Annotated in this window: 24 protein-coding genes, 1 tRNA gene, 2 riboswitches and 1 other annotated feature; of the genes, 16 read left to right on the top strand and 9 right to left on the bottom strand. The window is 61.2% G+C overall.

What is annotated here, in order from left to right; translation table 11 throughout:
* Nucleotides 1-3: 3 nt before the first annotated feature.
* The 4 genes from ASC96_RS09340 to thiB all read right to left on the bottom strand — a co-directional run bounded on the left by ASC96_RS09340 (nt 4) and on the right by thiB (nt 5,547).
* Nucleotides 4-1,515, bottom strand: a complete 1,512-nt coding sequence (locus ASC96_RS09340) for a M48 family metalloprotease (protein ID WP_060502724.1) — start codon at nt 1,513-1,515, stop codon at nt 4-6.
* 283 nt (nt 1,516-1,798) lie between these two features.
* Nucleotides 1,799-2,515 carry a thiamine ABC transporter ATP-binding protein gene (thiQ, locus tag ASC96_RS09335; protein ID WP_162246339.1) on the bottom strand — a complete coding sequence of 239 codons (717 nt, stop codon included), beginning with the start codon at nt 2,513-2,515 and terminating at the stop codon, nt 1,799-1,801.
* Nucleotides 2,508-4,151 carry a thiamine/thiamine pyrophosphate ABC transporter permease ThiP gene (gene thiP / locus ASC96_RS09330; RefSeq protein ID WP_082511994.1) on the bottom strand — a complete coding sequence of 548 codons (1,644 nt, stop codon included), beginning with the start codon at nt 4,149-4,151 and terminating at the stop codon, nt 2,508-2,510. Before thiP ends, thiQ begins: the two co-directional genes overlap by 8 nt.
* A gap of 385 nt (nt 4,152-4,536) precedes the next feature.
* On the bottom strand, nt 4,537-5,547 hold the full coding sequence (gene thiB, locus ASC96_RS09325) for a thiamine ABC transporter substrate binding subunit (RefSeq protein ID WP_060502722.1): 1,011 nt from the start codon (nt 5,545-5,547) through the stop codon (nt 4,537-4,539).
* 39 nt (nt 5,548-5,586) lie between these two features.
* Nucleotides 5,587-5,707: riboswitch (TPP riboswitch) on the bottom strand.
* 135 nt (nt 5,708-5,842) lie between these two features.
* Between thiB and ASC96_RS09320 the strand changes: the two genes are divergently transcribed.
* Nucleotides 5,843-6,166, top strand: coding sequence for a hypothetical protein (locus ASC96_RS09320; protein ID WP_060502721.1), 324 nt, complete (start codon nt 5,843-5,845; stop codon nt 6,164-6,166).
* 30 nt (nt 6,167-6,196) lie between these two features.
* On the opposite strand, the gene ASC96_RS09315 is transcribed toward ASC96_RS09320, so the two are convergent.
* The gene (locus tag ASC96_RS09315; protein ID WP_060502720.1) at nt 6,197-7,699 is read right to left on the bottom strand and encodes an MDR family MFS transporter; all 1,503 of its coding nucleotides are present in this window, start codon (nt 7,697-7,699) and stop codon (nt 6,197-6,199) included.
* 120 nt (nt 7,700-7,819) lie between these two features.
* Here ASC96_RS09315 and ASC96_RS09310 point away from each other — a divergent pair, with 120 nt between their 5' ends.
* The 3 genes from ASC96_RS09310 to ASC96_RS09300 all read left to right on the top strand — a co-directional run bounded on the left by ASC96_RS09310 (nt 7,820) and on the right by ASC96_RS09300 (nt 11,061).
* Nucleotides 7,820-8,344, top strand: coding sequence for a MarR family winged helix-turn-helix transcriptional regulator (locus ASC96_RS09310; RefSeq protein WP_060502719.1), 525 nt, complete (start codon nt 7,820-7,822; stop codon nt 8,342-8,344).
* Between the two features lie 237 nt (nt 8,345-8,581).
* Entirely contained in the window at nt 8,582-9,232 is a 651-nt protein-coding gene (locus tag ASC96_RS09305) for a thiamine diphosphokinase (protein WP_060502718.1), read from the top strand.
* Between the two features lie 2 nt (nt 9,233-9,234).
* Nucleotides 9,235-11,061, top strand: coding sequence for an ABC-F family ATP-binding cassette domain-containing protein (locus tag ASC96_RS09300; protein ID WP_060502717.1), 1,827 nt, complete (start codon nt 9,235-9,237; stop codon nt 11,059-11,061).
* 170 nt (nt 11,062-11,231) lie between these two features.
* Here the strand turns inward: ASC96_RS09300 and ASC96_RS09295 are convergent, their stop codons facing one another.
* Nucleotides 11,232-12,698 (bottom strand): SulP family inorganic anion transporter, encoded by a 1,467-nt coding sequence (locus ASC96_RS09295; RefSeq protein ID WP_060502716.1) that lies wholly within the window; start codon nt 12,696-12,698, stop codon nt 11,232-11,234.
* Between the two features lie 70 nt (nt 12,699-12,768).
* Nucleotides 12,769-12,824 (bottom strand) — a sequence feature (sul1 is cis-regulatory element that is thought to sense ions involved in sulfur or methionine metabolism; They are found in Alphaproteobacteria).
* 257 nt (nt 12,825-13,081) lie between these two features.
* Between ASC96_RS09295 and ASC96_RS09290 the strand changes: the two genes are divergently transcribed.
* A complete protein-coding gene (locus ASC96_RS09290; RefSeq protein WP_060502715.1) occupies nt 13,082-13,663 on the top strand; it encodes a cation transporter in 582 nt (193 codons plus the stop codon).
* Nucleotides 13,664-14,682: 1,019 nt separating this feature from the next.
* Here ASC96_RS09290 and ASC96_RS09285 read toward each other — a convergent pair.
* Nucleotides 14,683-15,114, bottom strand: a complete 432-nt coding sequence (locus tag ASC96_RS09285) for a DUF4345 domain-containing protein (protein WP_060502714.1) — start codon at nt 15,112-15,114, stop codon at nt 14,683-14,685.
* A 163-nt stretch (nt 15,115-15,277) separates the two neighbouring features.
* Nucleotides 15,278-15,355: riboswitch (SAM riboswitch) on the top strand.
* Between the two features lie 74 nt (nt 15,356-15,429).
* On the opposite strand from ASC96_RS09285, the gene metA reads away from it, so the two are divergent.
* The 4 genes from metA (at nt 15,430) to ASC96_RS09265 (ending at nt 18,903) form a co-directional block, all read left to right on the top strand.
* Nucleotides 15,430-16,356 (top strand): homoserine O-succinyltransferase, encoded by a 927-nt coding sequence (gene metA / locus ASC96_RS09280; protein ID WP_037097288.1) that lies wholly within the window; start codon nt 15,430-15,432, stop codon nt 16,354-16,356.
* Complete coding sequence (locus tag ASC96_RS09275) at nt 16,353-16,805, top strand: GNAT family N-acetyltransferase (RefSeq protein WP_060502713.1); 453 nt, start codon at nt 16,353-16,355, stop codon at nt 16,803-16,805. Before metA ends, ASC96_RS09275 begins: the two co-directional genes overlap by 4 nt.
* A gap of 135 nt (nt 16,806-16,940) precedes the next feature.
* Nucleotides 16,941-17,957: an aldose epimerase family protein gene (locus tag ASC96_RS09270; protein ID WP_112834764.1), complete on the top strand. Its 1,017-nt coding sequence runs from the start codon at nt 16,941-16,943 to the stop codon at nt 17,955-17,957.
* A 178-nt stretch (nt 17,958-18,135) separates the two neighbouring features.
* Nucleotides 18,136-18,903 carry an SDR family oxidoreductase gene (locus ASC96_RS09265; RefSeq protein ID WP_060502712.1) on the top strand — a complete coding sequence of 256 codons (768 nt, stop codon included), beginning with the start codon at nt 18,136-18,138 and terminating at the stop codon, nt 18,901-18,903.
* A 75-nt stretch (nt 18,904-18,978) separates the two neighbouring features.
* On the opposite strand, the gene ASC96_RS09260 is transcribed toward ASC96_RS09265, so the two are convergent.
* Nucleotides 18,979-19,053: transfer RNA gene (locus ASC96_RS09260), tRNA-Gly, on the bottom strand.
* A gap of 254 nt (nt 19,054-19,307) precedes the next feature.
* Here ASC96_RS09260 and ASC96_RS09255 point away from each other — a divergent pair.
* The 4 genes from ASC96_RS09255 (at nt 19,308) to ASC96_RS09240 (ending at nt 21,872) form a co-directional block, all read left to right on the top strand.
* Nucleotides 19,308-19,817 carry a prolyl-tRNA synthetase associated domain-containing protein gene (locus tag ASC96_RS09255; RefSeq protein ID WP_082511993.1) on the top strand — a complete coding sequence of 170 codons (510 nt, stop codon included), beginning with the start codon at nt 19,308-19,310 and terminating at the stop codon, nt 19,815-19,817.
* A 57-nt stretch (nt 19,818-19,874) separates the two neighbouring features.
* On the top strand, nt 19,875-20,858 hold the full coding sequence (trxA, locus tag ASC96_RS09250) for a thioredoxin (protein ID WP_060502711.1): 984 nt from the start codon (nt 19,875-19,877) through the stop codon (nt 20,856-20,858).
* A gap of 132 nt (nt 20,859-20,990) precedes the next feature.
* Nucleotides 20,991-21,674, top strand: coding sequence for an LON peptidase substrate-binding domain-containing protein (locus ASC96_RS09245; protein WP_060502710.1), 684 nt, complete (start codon nt 20,991-20,993; stop codon nt 21,672-21,674).
* A 9-nt stretch (nt 21,675-21,683) separates the two neighbouring features.
* Nucleotides 21,684-21,872 (top strand): Trm112 family protein, encoded by a 189-nt coding sequence (locus ASC96_RS09240; RefSeq protein ID WP_037097280.1) that lies wholly within the window; start codon nt 21,684-21,686, stop codon nt 21,870-21,872.
* 165 nt (nt 21,873-22,037) lie between these two features.
* Here the strand turns inward: ASC96_RS09240 and ASC96_RS09235 are convergent, their stop codons facing one another.
* Nucleotides 22,038-23,252 carry a ubiquinone biosynthesis hydroxylase gene (locus tag ASC96_RS09235; RefSeq protein ID WP_060502709.1) on the bottom strand — a complete coding sequence of 405 codons (1,215 nt, stop codon included), beginning with the start codon at nt 23,250-23,252 and terminating at the stop codon, nt 22,038-22,040.
* Nucleotides 23,253-23,354: 102 nt separating this feature from the next.
* Between ASC96_RS09235 and tesB the strand changes: the two genes are divergently transcribed.
* The 3 genes from tesB (at nt 23,355) to ASC96_RS09220 (ending at nt 26,207) form a co-directional block, all read left to right on the top strand.
* Nucleotides 23,355-24,239, top strand: a complete 885-nt coding sequence (tesB, locus tag ASC96_RS09230) for an acyl-CoA thioesterase II (RefSeq protein ID WP_060502708.1) — start codon at nt 23,355-23,357, stop codon at nt 24,237-24,239.
* A 223-nt stretch (nt 24,240-24,462) separates the two neighbouring features.
* Nucleotides 24,463-24,813, top strand: coding sequence for a P-II family nitrogen regulator (locus tag ASC96_RS09225; protein WP_060502707.1), 351 nt, complete (start codon nt 24,463-24,465; stop codon nt 24,811-24,813).
* A gap of 29 nt (nt 24,814-24,842) precedes the next feature.
* On the top strand, nt 24,843-26,207 hold the full coding sequence (locus ASC96_RS09220) for an ammonium transporter (protein WP_060502706.1): 1,365 nt from the start codon (nt 24,843-24,845) through the stop codon (nt 26,205-26,207).
* The last annotated feature ends 67 nt before the right edge of the window (nt 26,208-26,274 follow it).

Genomic DNA, 26,274 nt, shown 5'->3' with positions numbered 1-26,274 from the left:
CATCTATTCCGAGATGATCTTCACCTTGTCGCCCGGCTTCACCGTCGAGGTGATCTGCATGGCGTTGATCAGCCGGAAGAGATCGAGCTTGCGGTCAGTTCCCATCATCCGGGCCGAAAGCGTGGCCAGCGTATCGTTCGCCTTGACGGTCACGACACGGATGCGCAGCGGCTTCAGGGCCGCGGCCTCCTGCGGCGTCATGCGGCGGAAGGAGGCGCGCAGCACATCGGCCGTCGGCTCCAGGCTCGGCGCGCCCTTCGGCACGGCGGTCAGGAACCGGTAGATCTGCGTGTCGATCCGGATCACGGTGACGTCGAAATCCCAGCGCTCCGCCGATGCCCGTGCCGTTGCCGCCTCAAGCCCGTTGATCGTCACGGCATGGATCGTATCCGGCTGCAGGCCGGTTACCCAGCCGCTGCCGATATAGTCGGTCAGGCTGCGCTTCTGCGCATCGGCCACGCCGTCAAAGCGGATTGCCGTCTCGTTCGGCCCGGTCGCAAGCACCGCCTCGGCCTTGTTGTCGATCTGGAAGCCGGCCGGTACATCGAAACGGATGCCGAGCGTTCCGTGCAGGAACGTCTGGCCACGGACATAACCCTCCTGCGGGCTGTCGCCATAGAGCAAGCCATCGATCCCGGCGAGATAATAGTCGCGGCCGCGATCACCGACAGCGCCTTCTGCGCCAAAGGCACGGGCATGGCGGCGGGCGAGATCGACGCGCTGCGGCGCGCTCGGATGGCTCGACAGGAAGTCCAGGCTCTGGTCGCTGTCCGGATCGACCGAGGAGAACCGGCTATAGGCTGCCATCGAATCGAGGAAGCGTGCCGCCGCATAGGGATCGTACCCGGCTTCGCCGAGCATGCGCACACCGATGACGTCGGCCTGCAATTCCTGATTGCGCGAGAAGGCCGCCAGGCGCAGCTTGCCCCGCGCCAATGCCTGCTTGCCGGCCAGATCGCTCGACAGCACTTCGGACACGACGCGGCTGGCAATCACCTCTGCCTCTTCGCGCTGCTGCCGCTCGATGCCATGGTTGGCGGTCACGTGTGCCATCTCGTGGGAGAGCACAGCGGCCACTTCCGAGGCATCGTCTGCGAGCGCCAGAAGGCCGCGCGTCACATAGAGATAGCCACCCGGCAGCGCAAAGGCGTTGATCGCGGGCGAGTTGAGGATGGTGATGCGATAGGACTGGTTCGGGTTTTCCGAAACCGCCGTCAAAGCGCCGGTGATACGGGCAACCAACCGCTCGGTCTTTTGATCCTGATATTCGCCGCCGTAGCTCGCAACGATGCGCGGATGCTCGCGGGCGCCGACCTGGGCGCGCGGATCGTTCTTCTGGACTTCCTCGACGATCTGCGGATTGGAGGACGGCGAAACCTTGGGCTCATAGGTCTGCTCGATCACCGACTGGCAACCCGACAGGAGCAGGGCCCCGAACAACGCCGCGACGGCGCGATAGGACACGCCGAAGCCCGTTCCTGAATCCCGCTTTTGCGTTCCTGCCGTTCTGCTCATCGCCTCAGCTCGTTTCCAGTCTTCAGCCCAGCCGCGCAAACAGTCAGTTGATCGCGCGGATGCAAATTCAGTATTCTTTACAGCCGTATAAATAGGTCTGGCGCCAGTTACGGCAATGACCTGCTGTAACCTATTCGCGCCATGCGTGCCTAGCATACACCCATAGAAATAGTTTCCCCGTGATATCCCGGCAACGCACACCCAAACGTGAACGCGCAAGATAGCCAAAGCGCCGTCGCACAGGGTGTCGTTCAAATTGTGGCAAAAGCATCGCAGGCGATGCTCATCGCCCCAGAAACCGGGCGACCGCCGGAAGATCGGTATGCTCGAGAAACTGCGTCACCGGCTCATGCAGGAGAATGCGGCCCTTGTCGAGAAAGAGCACACTGTCTGCCAGCGTCCGGACGTCGTCAGGATGATGTGTAATGATCAGGATCGTGTGACCTTCCTGCTGGTGCAGATCAAGCAGAAGGCTGCTCATCCCGGCCCGCAGGCCCGGATCGAGCGCCGCAAACGGCTCGTCGAGCAACAGGACCGGCTTGCGGCGCACCAGCGCCCGGGCGAGCGCCACCCGCTGGCGTTCGCCGCCGGATAAGGTCGGCGGCAGGCGCTTGCCAAACCCCTCCAGTCCGACGCGCAGTAGCGCGCTTGCGATTTTCGCCTTTTCCTTGATGCCAAGCCTCAGTGCCGGATCGATGCCGAGACCGATATTGGTGGCGACGTCGAGATGCGCAAACAGGTTGTGCTCCTGAAAGATCACCGAGACCGGCCGTTCGGCAGGATCGCGCCCGGCAACATCTTTCCCGAGAATCTCAACCTGGCCGGTATCCGGTGTTTCGAACCCGGCGATCACATTGAGCAGCGTCGACTTGCCGGAACCGGATGCCCCCGTCACGGCAACGATCTGTCCCTTGCCGACGGCGCAATCGAAATGTAGTCCGGTTTCATCGAACTGGACCCGCACGTTGTCGAGACGAACAGCGATATCCGTTTCAGGCAGTGACATCTTTTCTCCTCTGATCGTCAGCCCCTGCCCGCGGCGTCCCGGCGATCGTTAGCACCAGGCAGACAAGCCCGAGAAACAAGGCCAGGCCCGCCGCATCGGTCGAGCGGTAACCTGCCATGCGGCTGTACAGCAGCCAGGGCAGCGTCACCATATCCTGCGAGCCGAACAGCGCCACGGCGCCGAGATCGCCAAGTGACAGGGCGCAGGCAAAAGACAGCGCCATCAGCAACGGCCTGCGCAAACCCGGCCAATCGATCAGCCGCAGACGATGCCAGCCGCTGAGACCAAGGCTGACCGCAAGTTTGGCCGTGCGGGCCGTATGCGTGGCCATTGCCGGTTCCAGCACGCGATAAACGAAAGGCAGCGCCATCAGCGTATTGATCAGGATGACCAGCAGCGGCGCAAATCGTGCGACATCTCCGAACGGCCGCAACAGCAAAAACCAGCCAGCCCCCAGAACCACCGGCGGCACCAGCAGCACCAGCGACGAACTGGCAAAAATCCCCACAGCCAGCCCCCGAAGAAGCACCGCTGGCCGCCTCGACGACAGGGCTGCCTGCCGCGCCCGGATCATGAGGGAGGCGGAGACAACACAAAGCAGCCCCGAGATCAGCGCAATGACGATACTGGTGATCAGCGCCCGCCGCACCATCGGATCCCCGGCAAGCTTGACGAGATCGGCACGCAGGCCGGAAGAGACGACCGAGCCGAGCGGCAGAGCCAGAAACAGAACGGCAAGCGCGATCACCAGTCCGTCGCCTGCCCGACCAAACCCACCGCGTCCATCAAAGCGGCGCACCCTGCGCCCGCCGCCATGCCCCTCGTCTGCCGCAGGTGTGAGCAGCCGGATCGCAACCAGCAGCGCGGCGGTCACGGAAATCTGCAGCAGCGACAGCGCGATAGCCCGTGGCGGATCGAAATCGAAGCGCAGCGCCTGATAGATAGCAACCTCGATCGTACTCGCCGCCGGCCCGCCGCCCAGCGTCAGCACCAGCGTAAAGCTGGTGGCGCAAAGCATGAAGATCAGCCCGGCAATGCCGGGCAAAAGCCCACGGATCACCGGCCATTCGATAAAGCGGAAAATCGACAGCGGCCGCATGCCGAGATTGGCCCCGGCCAGCCAGTATTCGCCGGGAATACGCTCCAGCCCGCCCAGCATCAGCCGGGCGGCGAGCGGCATGTTGAAAAAGACATGGGCAACGAGAATGCCCGACAGGCCGTAGATGCTGACCGGCTGGTCGAGACCGATGGCCACCAACGCGGTATTCAAAGCGCCCTGCCGTCCCCAGATGCCGATCAGTCCCAAAGCTGCCACGAGCGCCGGCAGCCCCAGCGGCAGCGCCATCAGCCGGATGATCCAGACACGGCCGGGGAACGCCGCCTGCCGCGCCAAGGCCCGCGCCACCGGAATGGCAAAGACAATCGACAGAACGGTCGAAAGCGACGCCTGCAGCAGCGTGAACCGGGCCACGCGCCAGACATAGGCATCGAACACCACGCCGTCATTGGCGGATCCCGGCTCGTCGAAAGCCAGGAGTGCCACCGCCGCCAGACAGACGAACAGCACAATGCCACCGAGGCATAGCGCCCCGGCAGTCAGTGTCAGACGTCGTTCCATGCGGTTGATCATGATGGCTTCGTATTGCTTTCGGGCGTCGCCTCGCCCTTTCTTCTCCCCAGCGGGGAGAAGGTGGCCCGCAGGGCCGGATGAGGGGGCCAAACACTCAGAATGTGCCGAACCGCCCCCTCATCGCCTCGCAGTCGCTCGGCACTTCTCCCCGCTGGGGAGAAGAAGAAATGATCGTCCCGGCACATCCAGTTCCTGTTCATCGCCGCCAGCCACTCATCAATCCAGACCTCCAGCCACCTGAGAACCTTGGCCCCTCACCCTAGCCCTCTCCCCGCACGCGGGGAGAGGGGATGACAGAGCTTGCCGCAAATCCCTTCTCCCCGTCACAACGGGGAGAAGGTGGCCGACAGGCCGGATGAGGGGCAGGCCTTGCCCAAACGAGGTGCTAATTCTTGCTCATCGCAGCCAGCCATTCGTCGATCCAGGCCTTGCGGTTAGCCGCCACTTCATCCGACGACATCAGAAACGTCTTTTCCGGCGCCACCAGCTTGCCGAATGCCTCCGGCAGCGGTTCCTTGGTGGCGGCAACCGGCATCATCCAGTTGGTCGTCGGGATGATCGACTGGAATTCAGGGCCGGTGACGAAGGTCAGAAAATCCTTGGCGAGCGCCGGGTCCTTGGCAGCCTTGGTCATGCCGGCGACTTCAATCTGGATATAGTGGCCTTCGGAAAAGGCAGCAGCCTGATAGCGGTCTGTATTTTCGGCAACCATATGGTAGGCAGGCGACGTGGTGTAGGAAAGCACCATCGGCGCTTCGCCCTTGGTGAACAGGCCGTAGGCTTCCGACCAGCCTGGCGTGACGGTCAGAACACGATCCTTGAGCTTGGCCCAGGCGGCACCGGCCTCATCGCCGTAGACCGATTTCATCCAGAGCAGCAGGCCAAGCCCCGGCGTCGAGGTGCGCGGATCCTCGATGACGATCTTCTGGTTCGGATCGCCCTCGACCAGTTCCTTCAGGCTCTTCGGCGGCTCCTTCATCGTCTCAGTGTCATAAACCACGGCAAAATGGCCGTAATCATAGGGAACGAAGGTATCGTCGGTGAAACCACCGGGAACCTTGACGGCCGAGGTGTCGATGCCATGCGGCGCAAAGAAGCCGGTTGCCTTGGCTTCGGACACAAGATTGGTATCGAGGCCCAGCACGATATCGGCCTTGGACGACGCACCCTCGAGCTTCAGCCGGGTCAGGAGTTCGACACCATCGGCGACGCTGACATAGGAAACCTTGCACCCGCAGGTCTTTTCGAAGGCTTCCGCCACCTTGGCGGCGGGCCCCCATTCGCTGGTGAAGCTTTCATAGGTATAGACCGTCAGCACCTTGTCTTCGGCCGAGGCGGAAAACGCGATGGTGAATGCAGCAGCTGCTGCGAGAAATGGAATGATTGCCTTGCGCATCCGCGCCTCCTCATAAATCCAAAATTGGGAATAGGGCGCTGGAATGTGCCGTCTAATCCCTCCGCCGGTACAAACCGGATCAGGTTCTTCGGGTTGGCTTTTGAATAGCCTCTCAGCCGAACGTTCCATAAAAGAACGGCCGGCACCCCGTTAGAGCAGGAGGAGGTTTAGACCCGGGCGAAATACTTGGCAAGTGGGGATTGTTGCCCCGCCCGATTACCGCAAAGCGGACATAATCCCATGACATGGGGCCTTATTGATTGAGAAATTTAGAGTGATACTGGAGATACGCCCGATGACCGAGACGTGCCGCATCCTTACCCCCGCCGAACAGAAAATCAGCGGCATAATGGTACGAGCCGAGCAAGCAATGATGGCGGCCATCTACAAAGCTGTCGAGGATGCCACCACGCAGACCGCCAATGAATTGCGTTCGATTGGCGCGCAGGACGAAGCGCCGGCATATGATTACTTTGCGGCCACCGCTCAACAACAGCTTTTTTTGTCGCAATGCGGCGCCGACCCCGAAACGCTTGAAGGCGGAAATCCCGAAATCGCCGCCCAGATCATCACCAATTATCAGAACATCTCCGACCACTACTGGCGCAAAAAAGGCTGAAGTACCGGCCGAAAGACGACGGCCAGCCCCTCATGCCGCCGGCTTCTGCGGCAACCTTACCGCTTTCAGGCTGATGGCCGCGATGAGCGAGATCAGCGAGATACCGCCAGCCGTCAAAAACAGCGGCAGGAAGGCGGCCGTATAGCTATCAGCCACCAGCTGGCGGGTCGCCTCCGGTAATGTCGACAGCACCAGCGGCGTCAGCTTTTCGATATCGGCAACACCCGGGATCGCCGTGGCGCCGCGGGCAAGACCTGCCGCGATGATTGCACCATAGATCGAGATGGCAATCGAGGCGCCGCCCATCCGTGACAGGGTGACCGCGCCGGTCGCCGCCCCGACATCACCACGCGAGGCGATGTTCTGCACCGCGACGATCGGCACCTGCTGGCCAAACCCGATGCCGATGCCATGCAGCGCCATGATCGCGCAAATCACATAAAGCGGCGTACCGGGCTCAATCTGGGTAAAGATGAGCAAGGCCAGAACCGTCAGGCTGGCGCTGACGATGGCAAACGGCTTGTAGCGGCCCGAGCGCGAAATCAGCCTCCCTGCCGTCAGCGAGCCGCAGACGATACCGCCGGTCAGCATGATGAACAGCAAGCCAGCCAGCGACGGCGACAGCCCCGTCGTCGTCTGCAGATACAGCGCGAAATAGTTGACCATGCCGATGCCGACGGCACCGCTCGCCAGCGAAATCACCAGCATCAGGCTGAATGTCGGGTTGCGAAACAGTGTCAGGGGAACGATCGGCTCCGGCGCCCGGCGCTCGACAACCACCCAGGCCGTCGCGCAGACCACGCCGAGCGCAACGATCGCCAGACTGCCGAATGAAAGTAGCGAGCCAAACAGTTCGGCACCGTCGCCCAGAAGCACGACGCAGGTTACCGAACCCGCCAGCAGCAGCGCACCGGCATAGTCGATGGTCGGACGGCGTGTCGGGCGGCGGTAGGGCAGGAAGACGAACAGGCCGATCAGCACCGCGATGCCGATCGGGATATTGATGAGGAAGATCGAGCGCCAGCCGAAATGGTCGCTCATCGCCCCGCCAAGTACCGGACCGACGGCCCCGGAGGCCATCAGGACGAGGCTGGAATAGCTCTGGTAGCGCGCCCGCTCGCGCGGCTCGAACAGATCGGCGTTGATGGAAAAGATCGATACCATGATGCCGCCGCCACCCAGGCCCTGCAGCACACGGGCGGCAATCAGCGTGTTCATCGACACGGCAAGACCACAGGCGATCGACCCCAGCGTGAAGATCGTCACCGCCGTGACCATCACATATTTGCGGCCGAACAGATCGCCCAGCTTGCCGTAAAGCGGCATGACGGCACAGGTGGCCAGCAGATAGGCCGAGCCGATCCAGCCGAAACGCTCCATCTGGCCAAACTCGCCAACAATGGTCGGCAGCGCGGTGGCGACAATCTGGTTGTCCAGCGTCGCCATGAACAAAGCCGTCATCAGGAAGAAGAAAAGGGTGAGCCGCAGCGCTGGGCTCGAAACGAGCGGCGCCGGCGCGATGTGCATGTCCATGGGAGCGTTCCGGTTGGTTTTGGCAATTTATGTGCTGTTAGCATATATTTGTCAACAGCACATTTATGCCGAGAGCATATTCATGCTTTATGGATCGCGCTTGTTTTGCTAGGATCAGCCATGGATCACGCACCTTTGCCCCTGGAATGCACATCTGAGACCGGAGAGCCCGAGGCCAGCCGCGCCCTGATCGGCCGCTCGATGGGCCGCTGGCGCACGATGATCGGCCGCCGCGTGCTGGCGCGCCTCGCCATCAGCAATGTCGCGCCCAGTCTCGAAATCACCCATCTCGACGTTCTCGATGCCGTCAGGCGGGCCGAACCGGAGGGCGAAGTCACGGTCGGCACCATCGCCGGGATGATGCGCATCGATCCCTCCCGCGCCAGCCGCATCGTCGGCGAAATGGTGGCGCGCGGCGCTCTGAGGCGCGAGGCCTCGCAGGCCGATGCCCGCCGCATCATCGTCGTGATGACCGAGCTCGGCCAGCAATTGATGGGCGAAATCCAGGCGGTCAAGCGTAACGTCATCGACAGCGTGCTGGCCGACTGGCCGGAAGAAGACGTCGCCAGCTTCTCCCTCCTCTTCGACCGCTTCGTCACCTCCTTCGAACAGGTCTGCACCACCCCCGGCAAGGATACGGATTAGCGGCGATCTCCCTCTTTTCCATAACGGGGCAAGGGCGAGCGGCAGACACCCTCTTCTCCCCGGCGGGGAGAAGTGCCGAACGCAGTGAGGCGATGAGGGGGCCGCTCGGCAATTTCTGAGCGTGTGGCCCCCTCATCCGGCCCTTTGGGCCACCTTCTCCCCGCCGGGGAGAAGAGAACACCAAATCCACGCCTGCCCCTTCCCCTCATCCCCCTGTTTACGCTATGGCCATGCGCCATGAGCAAACAGGCTTTTATCATCTTGATGGGCGGTCCCCTGACGCCGACGGACAGGCTTGCCACCCAGCTTGCCGGCGCCCGCGTCATCGCGGCCGATGGCGGCATGCGCCATGCCAGTGCGCTGGGGCTAAAGCCGGAGCTCTGGGTCGGCGATTTCGATTCCACGCCGGATGCCCTGATCGCCGAATGGCCGGATGTCCGCCGCGAGCCCTATCCCGCCGCCAAGAGCGAGACCGACGGCGAAATCGCCGTTGCCACCGCCCTTGAGCGCGGCGCGAAAAGGCTCATTCTCGCCGGCGCGCTCGGCGGCGAGCGCAGCGACCATGCCTTCATGCACCTACTTTATGCCGCCAAGCTTGCCGAAGACGGCATCGAGATGCTGCTCACCTCCGGCGAGGAGGAAGCCTATCCGCTGCTGCCCGGCAGCTCCGTGATCGCCCTGCCGAAGGGCAGCCTGTTTTCCATCCTCGGGCTCGATACGCTGACCGGTCTTTCCATCGAAGGCGCCCGTTATCCGCTCAGGGATTTTCATCTGCCGTTCGGCTCCTCGCGCACCGTTTCCAATGTCGCCGAAGGCACCGTCCGCTTCACCCTTTCCTCCGGCCGGGCGCTCATCCTTGCCCGCCCTCATGATTTTTCGGGAGCCTGACCATGGCGCCACCCATTCTGAAACTCGATGATATCGTGCTCTCCTTCGGCGGTACGCCGCTGTTGAACGGCGCCAATCTGCAGGTTGAGCCCGGCGACCGGATCTGCCTTGTCGGCCGCAACGGCTCGGGCAAATCGACCCTGATGAAGATCGCCGCCGGCCTTGCCGAGCCGCAGTCGGGCGAAACCTTCCGTCATCCCTCCGTCACCGTCCGCTACCTGCATCAGGCGCCGGATTTTGACGGTTTCGACAGTGTTCGCGCCTATGCGGAAGCAGGCCTCGGCCCGAGCGACGACCCCTACCGCGTCGCCTACCTGCTCGAACATCTCGGCCTGACGGGCGATGAAGACCCAACGCAGCTGTCCGGCGGCGAAGCCCGCCGCGCGGCGCTTGCCCGCGTCATGGCGCCGGAGCCGGATATCCTGCTGCTCGACGAGCCGACCAACCATCTCGACCTGCCGACCATCGAATGGCTGGAAGGCGAGCTGATCAAGAGCCGCTCGGCCCTCGTGGTCATCTCGCACGACAGGCGCTTCCTCGAAAAGGTTTCCAACGCCACCGTCTGGCTCGATCGCGGCCAGTCGCGCCGCCTCAATCAGGGTTTTGGCGCCTTCGAGGCCTGGCGCGACAAGGTGCTGGAAGAAGAAGAGCTGGAGCAACACAAGCTCGGCAAGGAAATCGAGCGCGAGGAACACTGGCTGCGCTACGGCGTGACGGCAAGGCGCAAGCGCAACATGCGCCGCCTCGGCGCGCTGCAGGACCTGCGCGCCAAGCATCGCGGCCATAATGGCCCGCAAGGCTCGGTGCAGGCGACCGTCTCCGACGCCCGCGAATCCGGCAAGCTGGTTATCGAGGCTGATCAGATCACCAAGACCTATGGCGAGCGCACCATCGTCGCCCCCTTCTCGATCCGCGTCCATCGCAGCGATTGCATCGGTCTCGTCGGCCCGAATGGCGCGGGCAAGACGACGCTTCTGAAGATGCTCACCGGCCAGATCAAGCCCGACAGCGGCTGGGTCAAGCTCGGCACCAACCTCGAGATCGCCACGCTCGACCAGCGCCGCGAGGACCTGAACCTTGAGGATACGCTGGCCCATTACCTCACCGACGGCCGCGGCGACAACCTGCTGGTCAATGGCGAGCAGCGCCATGTCACTGGCTATATGAAGGAATTCCTGTTCCAGCCCGAACAGGCGCGCACCCCGATCAAGAACCTGTCGGGCGGCGAACGCGCCCGGCTGATGCTCGCCCGCATCCTGTCGCGCCCGACCAACCTCTTGATCCTCGACGAACCGACCAACGATCTCGATATCGAAACGCTCGACCTGCTGCAGGAAATCGTCGCAGGCTTTTCCGGCACCGTCATCCTCGTCAGCCACGACCGTGACTTCCTCGACCGCACCGTCACTTCGACCATCGCGCCCGCCAATCCGGATGCGCCGGATGGACGCTGGATCGAATATGCCGGCGGCTATTCCGACATGATGGCCCAGCGCAAGGGTGCTGCCGACGAAAAGAAGCGCACGGAAAAAGCCGAAAAAGCCAAATCCGCCAGCAACGACGGCTCGTCCTCCGCCCCCAAGACCGGCAAGGGCAAACTCTCCTTCAAACAGAAATTCGCGCTGGAAAACCTGCCGAAGGAAATGGAAAAGGCCGAAGCCCAGATCGCCAAACACGAAAAGGAAATGGCCGACCCGAATTTGTTTTCCAAGAACCCCACGCGGTTTTCGGCGCTGGCTGCAGAGCTCGAAAAGCTACGAACCTCGATCACGAAGATGGAAGAGGAATGGCTGGAGCTGGAGATGTTAAGGGAGGAGATCGAGGGGTAGGGCACGCGGCACCGAGCCGCAGAATGATTGCTTTGCGTCGTTAGCGGGGAAAGACGAAAGCTGCCATATCACTGCGGTGTAACGATGTGCGCCATCGGCCCGATAGCAGCCTTCTCAAACGGCCTATGGCAAGATTCCGCTGCCATAGGCCTCATTCAACTGGGTTGATTTCAGATTTCTTTAAGTCTCGGGGTGCTGTCGAGACTGCCAATCAGAGTAGCACTTGCATCATTCACCCCCAAAACAACGGGGGTTGTGCCATGGGCTTTAAACCGCTCCACCACCTTTTCCAGTGCTGCAACTGCTGTGATATCCCAGAAATGAGCTTGCGAAACATCTATCGTCACGGCCATGCCGTGTGCTTCCTCGATGTCGAATGCCTCGATGAAAATATCGGCCGAGGCAAAGAACACTTGTCCGGACACGCGGTACATCATGTGAACTGCGGCAGCATCGATCTCCGTTTCGACCCGCAGCAGACGAGCAACCTTGAAGGTGAAGAACACGCCGCTCAGAAGAACGCCAACCGTGACGCCGAGCGCAAGGTTTGAGCTGAACACCGTAACGAGAACCGTCGCCACCATGACGGCACTGGACATCTTCGGGTGAACAACCAGCGTCTTCAACGAAGACCAATCGAACGTATCGATAGACACCATCACCATGATAGCAACCAGTGCAGCGACGGGAACTTGAGAAACCCACGGCTTCAACAGGACCATCAAAACCAGCAGGAACGCACCAGCAAAGAGCGTGGATAATCTGCCTCGTCCACCATATTTCACATTGCTGACGGTCTGGCCGATCATGCCGCAGCCGGCTATTCCGCCGAATAGGCTCGCGGCCATGTTGGCGATGCCAAGGCCGGTACACTCCCTGTTCTTCGGGCTTGGCGTACCGGTGAGATCGTCGACAACACTTGCCGTCATCATCGATTCCAGCAGGCCAACCATGGCAATGGCAAGCGCCGGTCCGGCGATGATCGTCAGGGTTTCCAATGTCATCGGAACCGCGGGCCAGCCAAAGCCCGGAAGGGAATCGGGAAGTTTGCCAAGGTCGGCAATTGTCATGACCGGCAGCTGAAAGGAGATCGATGCCGCCGTCAGGACCAGAATGCAAATCAGCGGCGATGGGATGGCATTGGTTATCCGGGGTGCAAGGTAGATGACAGCCAGTCCGGCCGCCAGCATGCCATAGGAAAGCCAGTCTCCCCCGATGATATGGGGCAGTTGGGCTGCGAAAATCAGGATTGCAAGGGCATTGACGAAACCTGTGCGTACAGATTTCGAAACGAAGCGCATTAACACTCCGAGACGCAGAAGGCCGAAAACGATTTGGAACAGTCCGGCCAGCAGCCCGGCGGCGAAGAGGTAAGCAAGCCCATGGGCATGAACCAGCGGTGCCGCGACGAGGGCGACCGAACCCGCGGCGGCGGATATCATCGCCGGACGGCCACCTGTGAAGGCAATGACGATGCCGATTATGAAGGAGGCGAACAGGCCGACCTGGGGATCGACACCCGCGACGAAGGAAAATGCGATAACCTCGGGAATCAGCGCGAATGTCGCAACTGCTCCGGCGAGCATTTCGCGCATAGGATTGGCATTCCAATCCCCACGAATCGAAGAAAATTGCATTTGATGAGTTCTCGCAAAGCATGGCGAACCGCGCTATCGGGCGGTCGGTTGAATTGGCATGCAGGTTTTGCGTGGTCTGGCGGATCGGCGGCCAGAAGAGCCACCCGGAATTACACCGGGTCCGTGGTGAGTGGATGTGTTCTACCGAAGTTTTCTCGCATTGCAATATGGAATAGCTACGACTCCAATGAGGGCATTTTCCGGACGCGGCATGCTGAAGTGGACTGGCTGCTTTCAAGAAGTCGAGAAGGTCATGGCAAGACCGGGGGTAACGGCGTTAAGTGGAAAGTATTTCCGATGGGAAGACTGCAGGAACTGTCCGTCACCCAACCCGCGCTGCGCATTCAAACAAGATATGACCGAACCAGAAAGGGTAACAGTCCATGGATAACGGGATTCGACGGGTCGTCCTGATCGTCGCGCTGGCGAACCTGGCTTACTTCGGGGTCGAGTTTGCTGTCGCGCTCCGGATCGGGTCTGCGTCGCTTCTGGCGGACAGCGCGGATTTCTTCGAGGACGCGTCCGTCAATCTCTTGATCTTCGTCGCAATTGCATGGTCAGCGAGGAACCGAGCCCGTGCCGGAATGGCGATGTCGCTCATTCTGCTTGCTCCGGCCATCGCGTTCCTCTGGACCGCCTGGCAGAAGTTCGAGGTTCCAGTTCCCCCCGAGCCGCTCGCCCTCGGCCTGACAGGGCTCGGCGCACTGGTGGTCAATCTCTCTTGTGCCTTCCTCCTTGCAGCCTATCGGAATGCGAGCGGATCGCTGACTAGAGCGGCGTTTCTCTCCGCGCGGAACGATGCCATCGCCAACGTCGCGATCATCGCTGCCGGGGCAGTGACGCTTCTGCTGTGGCGCTCGCCATGGCCGGACCTGATTGTTGGCTTCGGTATTGCCTGGATGAACCTTGATGCGGCCAAGGAAGTGTGGGAGGCAGCTCGCAAGGAGCACGAGGCGGTGGCGTAGCTGGAATTCGTCGGATGCGAAACCGGTTGTGCCGCGAACCTGTCATTATCTGTCCATGACCAAAGGTCTGCTTTCGCCCGCCTGAACTGCTCTCCAATGGCTTAAATGAAGGAGCCAACAGTCTTTTGGAAATGCATCCGTTATGGCCGCTTCGGCCCGGTCGCACTCTTCCAAGAAAAAATTCATCCCCGCAAATCCCCGCCCTTTAAACCCGTGCGATACTTCTTGCCGTCCCATCACGGATACACCGGTTTGCGTTGCCGGCGAGATGGGGCCGGTGCCCGGATGGTTTGGCGAAACGCGCGTCAAATCCCCGGGGCTGCGTGAAAGGTGGTTCTCCTCCGGTTCGCAAATGAACCGGGCGTGCCGGGTGGTCACACCGTTCTTGGACGGTCCAGGGCCAGACCTCGCCGGATTGAAAGGCTTGGCGGATAAGCGGCCGGGCTGGGGCATTGGAGGCTTTCCTGTCAGAGAGGAAAGCGCAGAAGAACCTGAGAAGCGCGGCANTCGGTTCGCAAATGAACCGGGCGTGCCGGGTGGTCACACCGTTCTTGGACGGTCCAGGGCCAAACCCCGCCGGATTGAAAGGCTTGGCGGATAAGCGGCCGGGCTGGGGCATTGGAGGCTTTCCTGTCAGAGAGGAAAGCGCAGAAGAACCTGAGAAGCGCGGCAAAAAACATCGAACGGGGCGCTGAGAGGTGTCACCTGTTACTACTTTACGAGGCAGCTTTCAGCGCCCCGGCCGGCCTGCTCTTTGAAAACCCACGGCGAATTTTTCGCGCGTGGACGCAAACCATGGGACATTGTTTGTGCCCAACTTCCTAAGCCCTTCCGACGGGGATGCAATGCCGCAAGAAAGACGGCTGCAAGGAACAGCAGCGCGGCAAACTCTTACTCCCTCCAAAAGGGTGAGACGGTCCTCCCAGCCAAGCCCAAGGACCGTCCCACCCGCCGTCTGCGGCAATCGCCTCGCCCCGTTACAGAGTGGGAAGAAGACGCCGACTGCCGCGCGACCTCGCTCAACTCCGGCTTTGGCTCAGCGCCGCCACCCGGCCATGCCAGATGACCAGGCAGGGCACGACGACGAGCTCCATGCCAAGCCCGAGCACATGCCCCGCCGAGGGTACGCCATCGGCAATCAGCGAATACAGCCGCGCCAGCCCACCGCTGAAGGTCAGGATTGCCAGAAGCCGAATCCGCTCCGCCTTCGTCTCGATCGCCGGAATACAGCTGTACCAGGCGAGACCAAAGGCCAGGAACAATCCGGACAGGAACCGGACATGGCTGCTCAAATCCACCGGAGGTTTTGCTTCGGCAAGAAATGCCGGCCCCATCACCACGCCCGCCAGCCCGGCAAACACCGGCAGCATCGCCAGGATGGCAATGCTCGCTTGAAGCAGGCGCCGCTGGCGGAAATCGGCCGGGCTGATCTGATAGGCAAGACTGGGCATCGCACATCCTCCTGAAGTCATCAGAGGAGTACGGGCGGGGGCGCCGCGAGGTTTCAGCAGCTCGAACACATCGGCGTGATGACAACCGAACGGCGACCATCACCGCGGCGCGCCACTCATCGGCGGGGCGCCGCATATTGATTCGCACGCCAACAGGCGCTATCTAGGAATTCGTGGTGATTTGGCCGGCCGGCTTGCAGCCACGTTAAATAAGTCGCTAAAGGGCCGTGCGAGCGCAAGCAAGCGGGGCCGGGAGCGATTCCTATCGTTGCCGGTTTTTTTGTGCCGGTCTGTTCGTTGAACCGAGTGTTGCCCATGCCGATCAAGATTCCCGATACGCTGCCTGCCTATGAAACCCTCGTCAAAGAGGGCGTGCGGGTGATGACCGAAACCATGGCGGTCCGCCAGGATATCCGGCCGCTGCAGATCGGCCTGCTCAATCTGATGCCGAACAAGATCAAGACCGAAGTGCAGATGGCGCGCCTCGTCGGCGCCTCGCCGCTACAGGTCGAGTTCTCGCTGATCCGTCTCGGCGGCCACAAGGCCAAGAACACCCCGGAAGAGCATCTGCTCGCCTTCTACGAAACGTGGGACGAGGTGAAACATCGCACGTTCGATGGCCTGATCATCACCGGCGCGCCGGTCGAGACGCTCGACTACGAGGACGTCACCTACTGGAACGAGATGCAGCAGATCCTTGACTGGACCCATACCAATGTCCATTCGACGCTGAACATCTGCTGGGGGGCGATGGCGGCGATCTACCATTTCCATGGCGTGCCGAAATACGCGCTGAAGGAAAAGGCATTCGGCGTCTACCGCCATCACAATCTCAACCCGTCCTCGCCCTATCTCAGCGGCTTCTCGGATGATTTCCAGATTCCCGTGTCGCGCTGGACCGAGGTGCGCCGTGCCGATATCGAGAAAAGGCCCGAGCTGGAAATCCTGATGGAATCCGATGAAATGGGCGTCTGCTTCGTGCATGAGAAGGCGGGCAACCGGCTCTATGTCTTCAACCATGTCGAATATGATTCGACCTCGCTGTCTGACGAATATTTCCGCGATGTCGATGCCGGTGTGCCGATCAAGATGCCGCACAACCATTTCCCGCATAACGATCCGACACTGACGCCGCAAAATCGCTGGCGCAGCCACGCGCACCTGTTGTTCGGCAACTGGATCAACGATATCTATCAGACGACATCCTATGATCTCGCCGATATCGGGAAGGACAGACGCTGACCGCAACCCTCACCATCCGCCCCATCGAATCCGGCGACGAGCAGGACTGGCGCCGCCTGTGGAAGGCCTATCTGGCCTTCTACGAAACCACCCTGCCGGAAGACATCTACGCCCTCACCTTCTCGCGGCTCCTGAGTGGTGCTGCACATGAATATGCGGGTTTTCTTGCGGTTCTCGATGGCAGGCCGGTTGGCCTTGCGCATTACCTCTTTCATCGCTCCTGCTGGCAAAAGAACTCAATCTGTTACCTGCAGGACCTGTTCGCCGATCCTGAGGTTCGCGGACAGGGGATCGGCCGGGCGCTGATCGAGGCCGTCTATGCCCGGGCAAACGCGGAAAAGGCCGAAGAAGTGTACTGGATGACCCAGGACTTCAACGCCAATGCCCGCAAGCTCTATGACCGCATCGCAGACAAGACCCCCTTCATCATCTACCAGAAGACGTTCTGAAACGGATCGGCCTGTCTCTGCAGGAAGGTGATGCGAGCCTGAGGCGGCCACCGTCGTTAATTGTATGACTTTTCGGTTGCCGCGTTCAACGAAATGACGCAGTTTGCCGCCGGGAAGAGTGGAGGAAGAATACCCGTGCAGACAGAGACTGAAGTATTCGGCCATATGCCGTCCGGCGAACCCGTGCACCGCATCGTCATCAAGGGCGGCGGGCTGACCGCGCATATCCTCACCTGGGGCTCGGTCATCCAGGACCTGCGCCTCGATGGCCACGCTGCTCCTCTTGTGCTCGGCTTTGAGAATTTCGCCGATTATCTCACCCATTCCCCTTATTTCGGCGCCACGCCCGGCCGCAATGCCAACCGCATCGGCAGCGGCCGATTTGCCATCGATGGCGTCTCCTACCAGCTCGAATGCAACGAGAAGGGCGTTACCCACCTGCACGGCGGCAGCGACGGCATTGCCAAGCGCCTGTGGACCTTGATCGAGGCGGCGGAAAACCGCGCCGTGCTGCAGATCGTCGATCCGGATGGCCGCGCCGGCTATCCCGGCAATTGCACCATCACCTGCACCTACACCGTCAGCGATGGTGGCGTCCTCAACGTCCTCTATGAGAGCACCACGGACCGCGCAACGATCTGCAACGTCTGTCAGCACAGCTATTTCAACCTCGATGGCACTACCGATGCGCTCGGCCATGATGCGATGATCGCCGCCAACAGCTATCTGCCGACCGACGAGCTGCAGGTCCCGACCGGCGAGATCCGCTCCGTCGAAGGCACCGTTTTCGACCTGCGCGCCATGACGCCGCTGCGCCGCCAGCTGGAAGGCGACAAGATCGGCTACGACCACAATTTCTGCCTGGCGGACGCCCGAGGCGCCAAGCAATCCGTCGCGCTGGTGCGCAGCATCAATTCCGGCGTTTCGCTGGAAGTCCGCACCACCGAGCCCGGCGTGCAGTTCTATACCGGCTTCAAGATGGACGTTCCCGTGCCCGGCCTCGAAGGCCGTCATTACGGGCCTTTCGCAGGCTTCTGCCTGGAAACCCAGATCTGGCCGGATGCGATCAACCACGCCAATTTCCCGCAAGCCGTCCTGCGGCCCGGTGAAACGCTCAGGCAGGAAACCGATTACGTCTTCACCCGTAGCTGACCGCTCGAGAGCCGTCTGCCGCCTGCTCAGGATCAGCCTGAAGGACATGGACCGCCCCCGTTGCGGCGCGTCATCCTTTGGCACGTGTGATACTGTTTAAAGACGAAGCGCTCTAGGCTTTTGCGGTAAAACCGGATTTGATGCCCCGATCGAGGCTGCGGCAAGGGGAGGACTTGGCATGGCTGAAACGGACAGACCGAAAATCGCGTTGGTAACGGGCGGCGGCACCGGTATCGGCCGCGCCATTGCCGAAGCACTGTTGAAAAAGGGCTACACGGTCATCCTTTCCGGCCGGCGATTCGATGTTCTCCAGCATGCAGCAAAGGAAATGGCCACCTTGACCGGCGGCACGGCGCGGGCGTTCGCGGCCGATGTCGGCGACCCGCAAGCGGTCGCCAGCCTGTTTTCCGCCATCCGCCATGATTTCGGCCGCCTCGACCTGCTCGTCAACAATGCCGGCATGGGGCTGCCCGCTGTTCCGATGGAGGATATTACCTTCGAACAATGGAATGCCATCGTCGGCGCCAACCTGACCGGCGCATTCCTCTGTACCCAGCAGGCCATGAAGCTGATGAAGGCACAAACACCGCGTGGCGGCCGAATCATCAACAACGGCTCGATCTCCGCCTCGACGCCGCGGCCGATGTCAGCCCCCTACACAGCCACCAAACACGCCATCACCGGCCTGACCAAGTCGACGGCGCTCGATGGTCGCCCGTTCGACATCGCCTGCGGCCAGATCGATATCGGCAATGCCTCGACTGACATGACATCAGGGATGCGCGCTGGCATCCTGCAGGCCAATGGCGAGATCGCCTCCGAACCGACCATCCCGGCAAACCTCGTCGCCGACGCCGTCATCTACATGGCCGGCCTGCCGCTCGACGCCAACGTGCTGACGATGACCGTGATGGCGACGCAAATGCCGTATGTGGGACGGGGATAAGGAAACAGTCCACGCACCAAGGCGGCTGCTAAGATTATACCTATTTTCCTGGGAGGCTCTCCGAAGAGAAGAAAATGGAGCGGGTGAAGCGATTCGAACGCTCGACCCCAACCTTGGCAAGGTTGTGCTCTACCCCTGAGCTACACCCGCTCATCAACCTCGATCCGGGGGTAGTCGGTGGACCGTGGCGCCGCTGCGTTTGTTGTTTGCTGCGACGACGGCTATATGGCCCAGACGATTTTTAAATGCAACAGGGAAATGACGGCCAACCCAATATTTTTTTGAAGAAATGTCGCAAGCCCCTGAAAACAAGGCGTTTTGCAGCGTGCATTCTGTGGAAGATTGCGATTTTTTGCCCTTCGCCGTAAGGAAGACCACCATTTTCAAGCGAAAGAGAAGCCGCCATGAGTGAAATGCAGCCGAAGACACAGGACGAATTGTTTGCGCTTCTCGACAGCCTCGGCATCCCACACAAGACGATGCGGCACGAGCCGGTTTTCACCGTTGCCGAATCGGTGGCACTGCGGGACGCGATTGCCGGCGGACACACCAAGAATCTGTTCGTGAAGGACAAGAAGGACAATTATTTCCTGCTCACCGTCGAGGAGAACGCAACAGTCGACCTGAAGACGGTGCACACGCTCATCGGCGGTGCCAGCAAGGTGTCCTTCGGCAAGCCGGAAAAACTGATGGAATATCTCGGTGTGATTCCGGGAGCGGTCACAGCCTTCGGCGTCATCAACGACATTGGGCAGAACGTGAAGATCATCATCGACGAGGAGCTGATGAAGGATGAGATCGTCAACTGCCATCCGCTGTCGAACGATGCGACGACATCGATCGCCTCGAAAGATCTGCTGCGCTTTATCGAAGCGACGGGACACGAAGCCCTTGTCTTGAAAGTGACGTCCTGACATACGATCTTTGACGCAAAACAGTCAGGCGGACGCGGATGTCCGCGAGGAGACACGATGAGCGGCAACGACAATCCCTACGCAGCATCCTACGGCAACCAGATGACGGCAACGGCCAGCTACGGCGCCGCCCCGGCACCGGCGGCAGCGGCCGCGCCGGCGGGTGACCTGATCAAGGAAACCACCACCGCCAACTTCACCCGCGACGTGCTCGAAGCTTCCCGCCAGCAGCCGGTCCTCGTCGATTTCTGGGCGCCCTGGTGCGGCCCGTGCAAGCAGCTGACGCCGGTGATCGAAAAGGTCGTCACCGAAGCACAGGGCCGTGTCAGGCTGGTCAAGATGAACATCGACGATCACCCGTCGATTGCCGGCCAGCTCGGTATCCAGTCCATCCCCGCCGTGATCGCCTTTGTCGGCGGCCGCCCGGTCGATGGCTTCACGGGCGCCGTGCCGGAAAGCCAGATCCGCGACTTCATCGACAAGGTTGCCGGTCCGATGATCGACGACCAGCAGGCCGGGATCGATGCGGCGCTCGCAGACGCAAAAGCCCTGGTCGAGCAGGGTGATATCGAGAACGCTGCCGGTCTTTTCGGCGCCGTGCTGCAGGCGGACCCGGAAAATGCAATCGCGCTCGCAGGGCTTGCCAATTGCCTGATCACCGCCGGCGAACTGGACCAGGCACGCGAGGTTCTGGCCGATCTCTCCGAAGAGCTGGCCAAGGATGCCGGCATCGCCGCCGTTGTGAAAAAGCTCGCCCAGATCGAGGAAGCCCGCAAGCTCGGCGACCCGAATGCGCTGGAGCAGATCCTTGCTGCCGATCCTGACGATCATGGCGCCCGCATCAAGCTCGCCAAGATCCGCAATGTCGAGGGTGACCGCGAGGCGGCGGCCGATCACCTGCTGAAGGTGATGAAACGCGACCGGACGTTCGAGGATGATGGCGCCCGGCGCGAACTGCTGCAGTTCTTCGATGTCTGGGGACCGATGGACCCGGCAACGCTGTCAGCACGCCGCAAACTGTCATCGATCCTGTTTTCGTGATACCCTGACAGGGGCGCCTTTATGACAATCTCCCTTGAGATTTGACGTCGGCGCCCCATTTCTTGTCAGTAAGCGGCGCGGCGTCATTAAGGCCGCCACAAGAACGCCTGACAGCGACGGGGTAGTTGAGACATGCAAGTTGGTAACGCACGTTATCTGAGGCCTCAGGACCTGCCGGAGACCCTTCCGGTGTTCCCATTGACGGGCGTGCTGCTGCTTCCGGGTTCGCAATTGCCGCTCAACATCTTCGAGCCGCGCTATCTTTCCATGTTTGACGATGCGCTGGCCGGAAACCGCCTGATCGGCATGATCCAGCCCTTCTTCGGTGAAACGCGCGAAGAACCGGGCCAGGCGCATGTGCAGGCGCTTTGCCAGGTCGGTTGCGCGGGCCGCATCACCTCGTTCGCCGAAATGGAAGACGGCCGCTATATCGTCTCGCTGACCGGCATTTGCCGGTTCCGGCTGTTTGATGAAGTGCCGCTTGCGAAAAAAGGCTATCGCTCCTTCAAGATCGCCCCGTTTGCGACCGACCTCACCGGACCGGACGATGAGGCTCAGGTCGATCGCGAGGCTTTGCTGGCCGCTTTCAAGGCCTATCTCGATGCCAACAAGCTGGAAGCCGACTGGGAGAGCGTCGAGCGCGCCAGCAATCTGACGCTGGTCAATTCGATGGCGATGATGTCGCCCTATGGCCCGGCGGAAAAGCAGGCGCTGCTTGAGGCGCCCGACCTCAAGACCCGCGCCGAAACGCTGATCGCGATTACCGAGATCGTGCTCGCCCGAAATTTCGGCGATATCGAAACCATGCTGCAATAGGCGGATATGATGGAAGACAGGACCAGCCGGGTCGATCCCAAACTGCTTGAACTGCTGGTCTGCCCGCTGACCAAGGGCCGCCTCAGCTACCACGCGGCCGAAAATGAACTGATCTCGGAAAAGGCAAGGCTGGCCTACCCGATCCGCGACGGCATTCCAATCATGCTGATTTCCGAGGCGCGCAAAATCGAGGATTGAGGCTGCGATTGATCGTATGAAAGCCCCTCATCCGCCCTTCGGGCACCTTCTCCCCGTCACGACGGGGAGAAGGACCGACCGGCAAACTCCGCGCAGATCCCCTCTCCCCGCGTGCGGGGAGAGGGTTAGGGTGAGGGGCATTCGCCAGTCAACGAAGTCCAGCGCTTAAATCGCCTGCCCGCCCAGCATCTTCGGCTCGCTCTGGCCGCCAAGTCCGGACGCCTGACGGATGAAGAATGATTTGACCGATGGCATCCGGTCGACGATGCCCAGCCCGAAATCGCGCAGCGCCCTGACCGGCGTGACATCGTTGGAAAACAGCCGGTTCAAGACATCGGTGGTCACGCCCATGCGGAACGTGTCGAAGCGCCGCCAGCTCTGGTAGCGCTCGAGCACCGCGAGCGAGCCGATATCGAGACCGAGGCGATCAGCATCGACGATGGTTTCTGCCAGCGCTGCCACATCCTTGAAGCCAAGATTGAGGCCCTGGCCGGAAATCGGGTGAATGCCGTGAGCTGCGTCACCGGCAAGGGCGAAACGCGGCGCGATGAAATCGCGGGCCAGCGTCAGCCCCAGCGGAAAGGCGCGGCGTCCGCCGACGACCTTCAGCGTGCCGAGCTTGTGGCCGAAACGGCGCTCCAGTTCTTCCTCGAACACCAGATCGTCGCTGGCGACCAGCCGGTCGGCGTCGCGCGTCCGTTCCGTCCAGACCAGCGAGGAGCGATTGTTCTTGAGCGGCAGCGTCGCAAACGGCCCGGCCGGCAGGAAATGCTCTTCCGCCGTGCCGTCATGCGGCCGCTCATGTTCGACCGTGGTGACGATGCCCGACTGGCCATAGTCGAAATCGACGGTCTTGATGCCTGCGGCATCGCGCAGTTTCGAGCGCACGCCATCGCAGGCGACCAGGAGCCGCGCTTCCATTGTCTCGCCATTGGCCAGCTCAATGGAAACCGAGTGATCGCCGCTCTTGAAACCGGCAGCCGCCGTCGATTGACGAATCTCCACGCCGAGATTCGTGGCTGCCTTCCGCAGCGCGCCGACCAGAGCGACATTCGGCACCATATGGGCAAACGGCCGGCCCTCGATCTTTTCATCCTCGAAGGTCAGGAACACCGGGCGAACCGGATCGGCGGTCTTCGAATCGGTGATGACCATACGCTTGATCGGCTCGGCTTCCGGCTCGATCTCGCTCCAGATACCGAGCACGTCGAGCATTTGCGAGGCGGCGGCGATGATCGCCGAGGCGCGCTCGTCCTTCTTCCAGGCAGTCTCCGGAGCGCCGTCGATCAAGCTGACGGCGAGATGCGGCGCGGCCTTCTTGATGGATACGGCCAGCGACAGCCCGACATAACCGCCGCCCGCAATCAGCACATCGATCATCTCTCATTCTCCCGTCGCTCTTGAGCATTGCATGTGGCCTATATAGATCATTGATGCGCTCGTTCCTACCGTTTGAGCGCTCGAGCCCAGGAGATCGCCGAAATGTCGCGCCCCGCCGAGACCCCCGCCCCGATGGATGTCCTCTTGCAGACGCTGGATCTGGAAAAGCTGGAGGAAAACCTGTTTCGCGGCCGCTCGCCGCAGGTCGGCTGGCAGCGCGTGTTCGGCGGGCAGGTGATCGGCCAGGCGCTGGTGGCCGCTCAACGTACCGTCAGCGAGGGCCGTTACGTGCATTCGCTGCACGCCTATTTCATGCGGCCGGGCGATCCGTCCGTGCCGATCATCTACGATGTTGACCGGATCCGCGATGGCGCAAGCTTTGCCACCCGCCGCGTCGTCGCCATCCAGCATGGCAAGGCAATCTTTTCGATGTCGGCCTCCTTCCAGTTCGACGAGGAAGGGTTTGACCACCAGATCACCAGGCCGGACGTGGCGCCGCCGGAAACGCTGATGGGCGAGCAGGACATCAAGGAAAAATTCCTGGTCAATGCGCCGGAAGCGATCCGCCGCTATTGGGAGCGGCCCCGGCCGATCGAAATTCGCCCGGTTTCGCTCAAGCACTATTTCTCGCGCGACAAGCTGGAGCCATCGCAGGACGTCTGGGTCAAGGCGGTCGGCGCCGTTCCGGACGAGCGTCACATTCAGGCGGCGGTGCTCGCCTATATCTCCGATATGACCCTGCTCGACACCGCGCTCTATGCCCATGGCACCTCGGTGTTTGACCGCGACCTGCAGGTGGCGAGCCTCGACCATGCCATGTGGTTTCATCGCCCCTGCCGCATGGACGACTGGATGCTCTACACGCAGGACAGCCCCAGCGCCTTCGGTGCACGCGGCATGACGCGCGGTAGCCTTTTTGATCGCTCCGGCACCCTGATCGCTTCCGTTGCCCAGGAAGGCCTGATCCGGAAAAAGGCATCTGAATAAAAAATCGCCTCTTTTTTGATTCTGATTAATTTTTAATCGTTTATTTCGATGATTTTTTGACATTTCGCCGATGGCTTTCGGCGAAATATCGCATTTCCATGTCTTTTCATGGACTTACCCATTCAATCCCAAACTGGCACGCCCCTTGAATAGCTAGGGGCAGTCGTTGGGGATTTGTGCTCGGCGGCAAGGAGAGACGGCCCCGAGCCGAAGTTGAACAAGGATGGGAAACCAGATGAAAATTGTAATGGCCATTATCAAGCCGTTCAAGCTCGATGAGGTTCGCGAAGCCCTCACTGCCGTTGGCATCCAAGGCCTGACCGTGACCGAAGTGAAGGGTTACGGACGTCAGAAGGGACATACGGAAATCTATCGCGGCACCGAATACGCCGTGAGCTTCCTGCCGAAACTGAAGATCGAAATCGCTGTTGCCTCGGAGATTGTCGACAAGGCCGTCGAAGCGATCGCCACGTCAGCCAAGACCGGCCAGATCGGCGACGGCAAGATCTTCGTCTACTCGATTGACCATGCGGTGCGCATTCGTACCGGCGAAACCGACACAGAAGCGCTGTAAGTCACGGCCGTTCAGGGAGCTCCATATCAATGTCTTCATTTAAACTTTCTACCTCTCTTGGACGCGTGGGCGCTGCAGCCGCAGCCCTCCTCGCCCCGGCCATCGCCTATGCGCAGGAAGCCGCACCGGCGGCAGCCGAAGCGGTTGCTGCAGCCCCCGTGCCGAACAAGGGCGATACCGCCTTCATGTTCCTCTGCACCATTCTCGTCCTGTTCATGCTCATCCCCGGCCTCGGCCTGTTCTATGGCGGCCTCGTCCGCGCCAAGAACATGCTGTCGGTCCTGATGCAGTGCACCGTCGCCGGTTCGGCCGTCATGCTCATCTGGGTCATCTACGGTTATTCCTTCGCCTTCGGCGGTTCGACATCGCCCTATTGGGGCGGTACCGCCAAGATGTTCCTCGCGGGCGTCACGATGGACTCGACCGCCGCCACCTTCTCCGATGGCGTCGTCATCCCGGAAATGATCTTCATCATGTTCCAGATGACCTTCGCGGCCATCACACCGGCCCTGATCGTCGGCGCCTTTGCCGAACGCATCAAGTTCTCGGCTGCAATCCTGTTCTGCGTCCTGTGGGCAACCTTCGTCTACTTCCCGATCGCCCACATGGTCTGGGACGCAAACGGCCTGATCTTCGGCTGGGGCGCTCTCGACTTCGCTGGCGGCACGGTCGTTCACATCAACGCTGGCGTTGCCGGTCTGATCGGCGCGATCATGGTCGGCAAGCGGACCGGCTTCGGCAAGGACATGATGGCTCCCCATTCCATGACGCTGACGCTCGTCGGCGCGGCCATGCTGTGGGTCGGCTGGTTCGGCTTCAACGCTGGCTCCAACCTTGAAGCATCCGGCGGCGCGATGCTTGCCACCGTCAACACCTTCATCGCCACGGCTGCAGCCATCATTTCGTGGTCGCTGGTTGAAACCTTCACCCGTGGCAAGGCCTCTATGCTTGGCGCCGCGTCCGGCATGATCGCCGGTCTCGTCGCCATCACGCCTGCTGCCGGCATCGTCGGCCCGATGGGCGCGATCGTCATGGGCCTGATCGTGTCGCCGCTGTGCTACTTCTTCGTCTCCGTGGTGAAGAACAAGTTCGGTTATGACGACACGGCAGACGTTTTCGGCGTCCATGGCGTTGGCGGCCTGTTCGGCGCCTTGGCCACCGGTATCTTCGCCTCGTCGTCCCTCGGCGGCATCGGATATGCCGATGGCGTCACCATGGGCGGCCAGTTCATGACCCAGGTTTATGCCGTTCTCGTTACGCTCGTCTGGTGCGGCATCGGCTCGGCAATCCTCTACAAGATCGTCGATGTCATCGTTGGCCTGCGTGTTCCGGTCGAAGCCGAACGCGAAGGTCTTGACCTCTCCTCGCACGGCGAAGCCGCCTACCACTCCTGATGAACTTGCGGGCCGGGAAAACCGGCTCGCATCTCTTCCCGTCGCGGTTTCGTCTTGTGCGAAACCG

It is taken from the genome of Rhizobium sp. Root1204, from assembly GCF_001424965.1.
Lineage (GTDB): Bacteria > Pseudomonadota > Alphaproteobacteria > Rhizobiales > Rhizobiaceae > Pararhizobium.
Note: the sequence above shows the minus strand (reverse complement) of the source record. Positions and strands in the feature narration are given on the sequence as shown.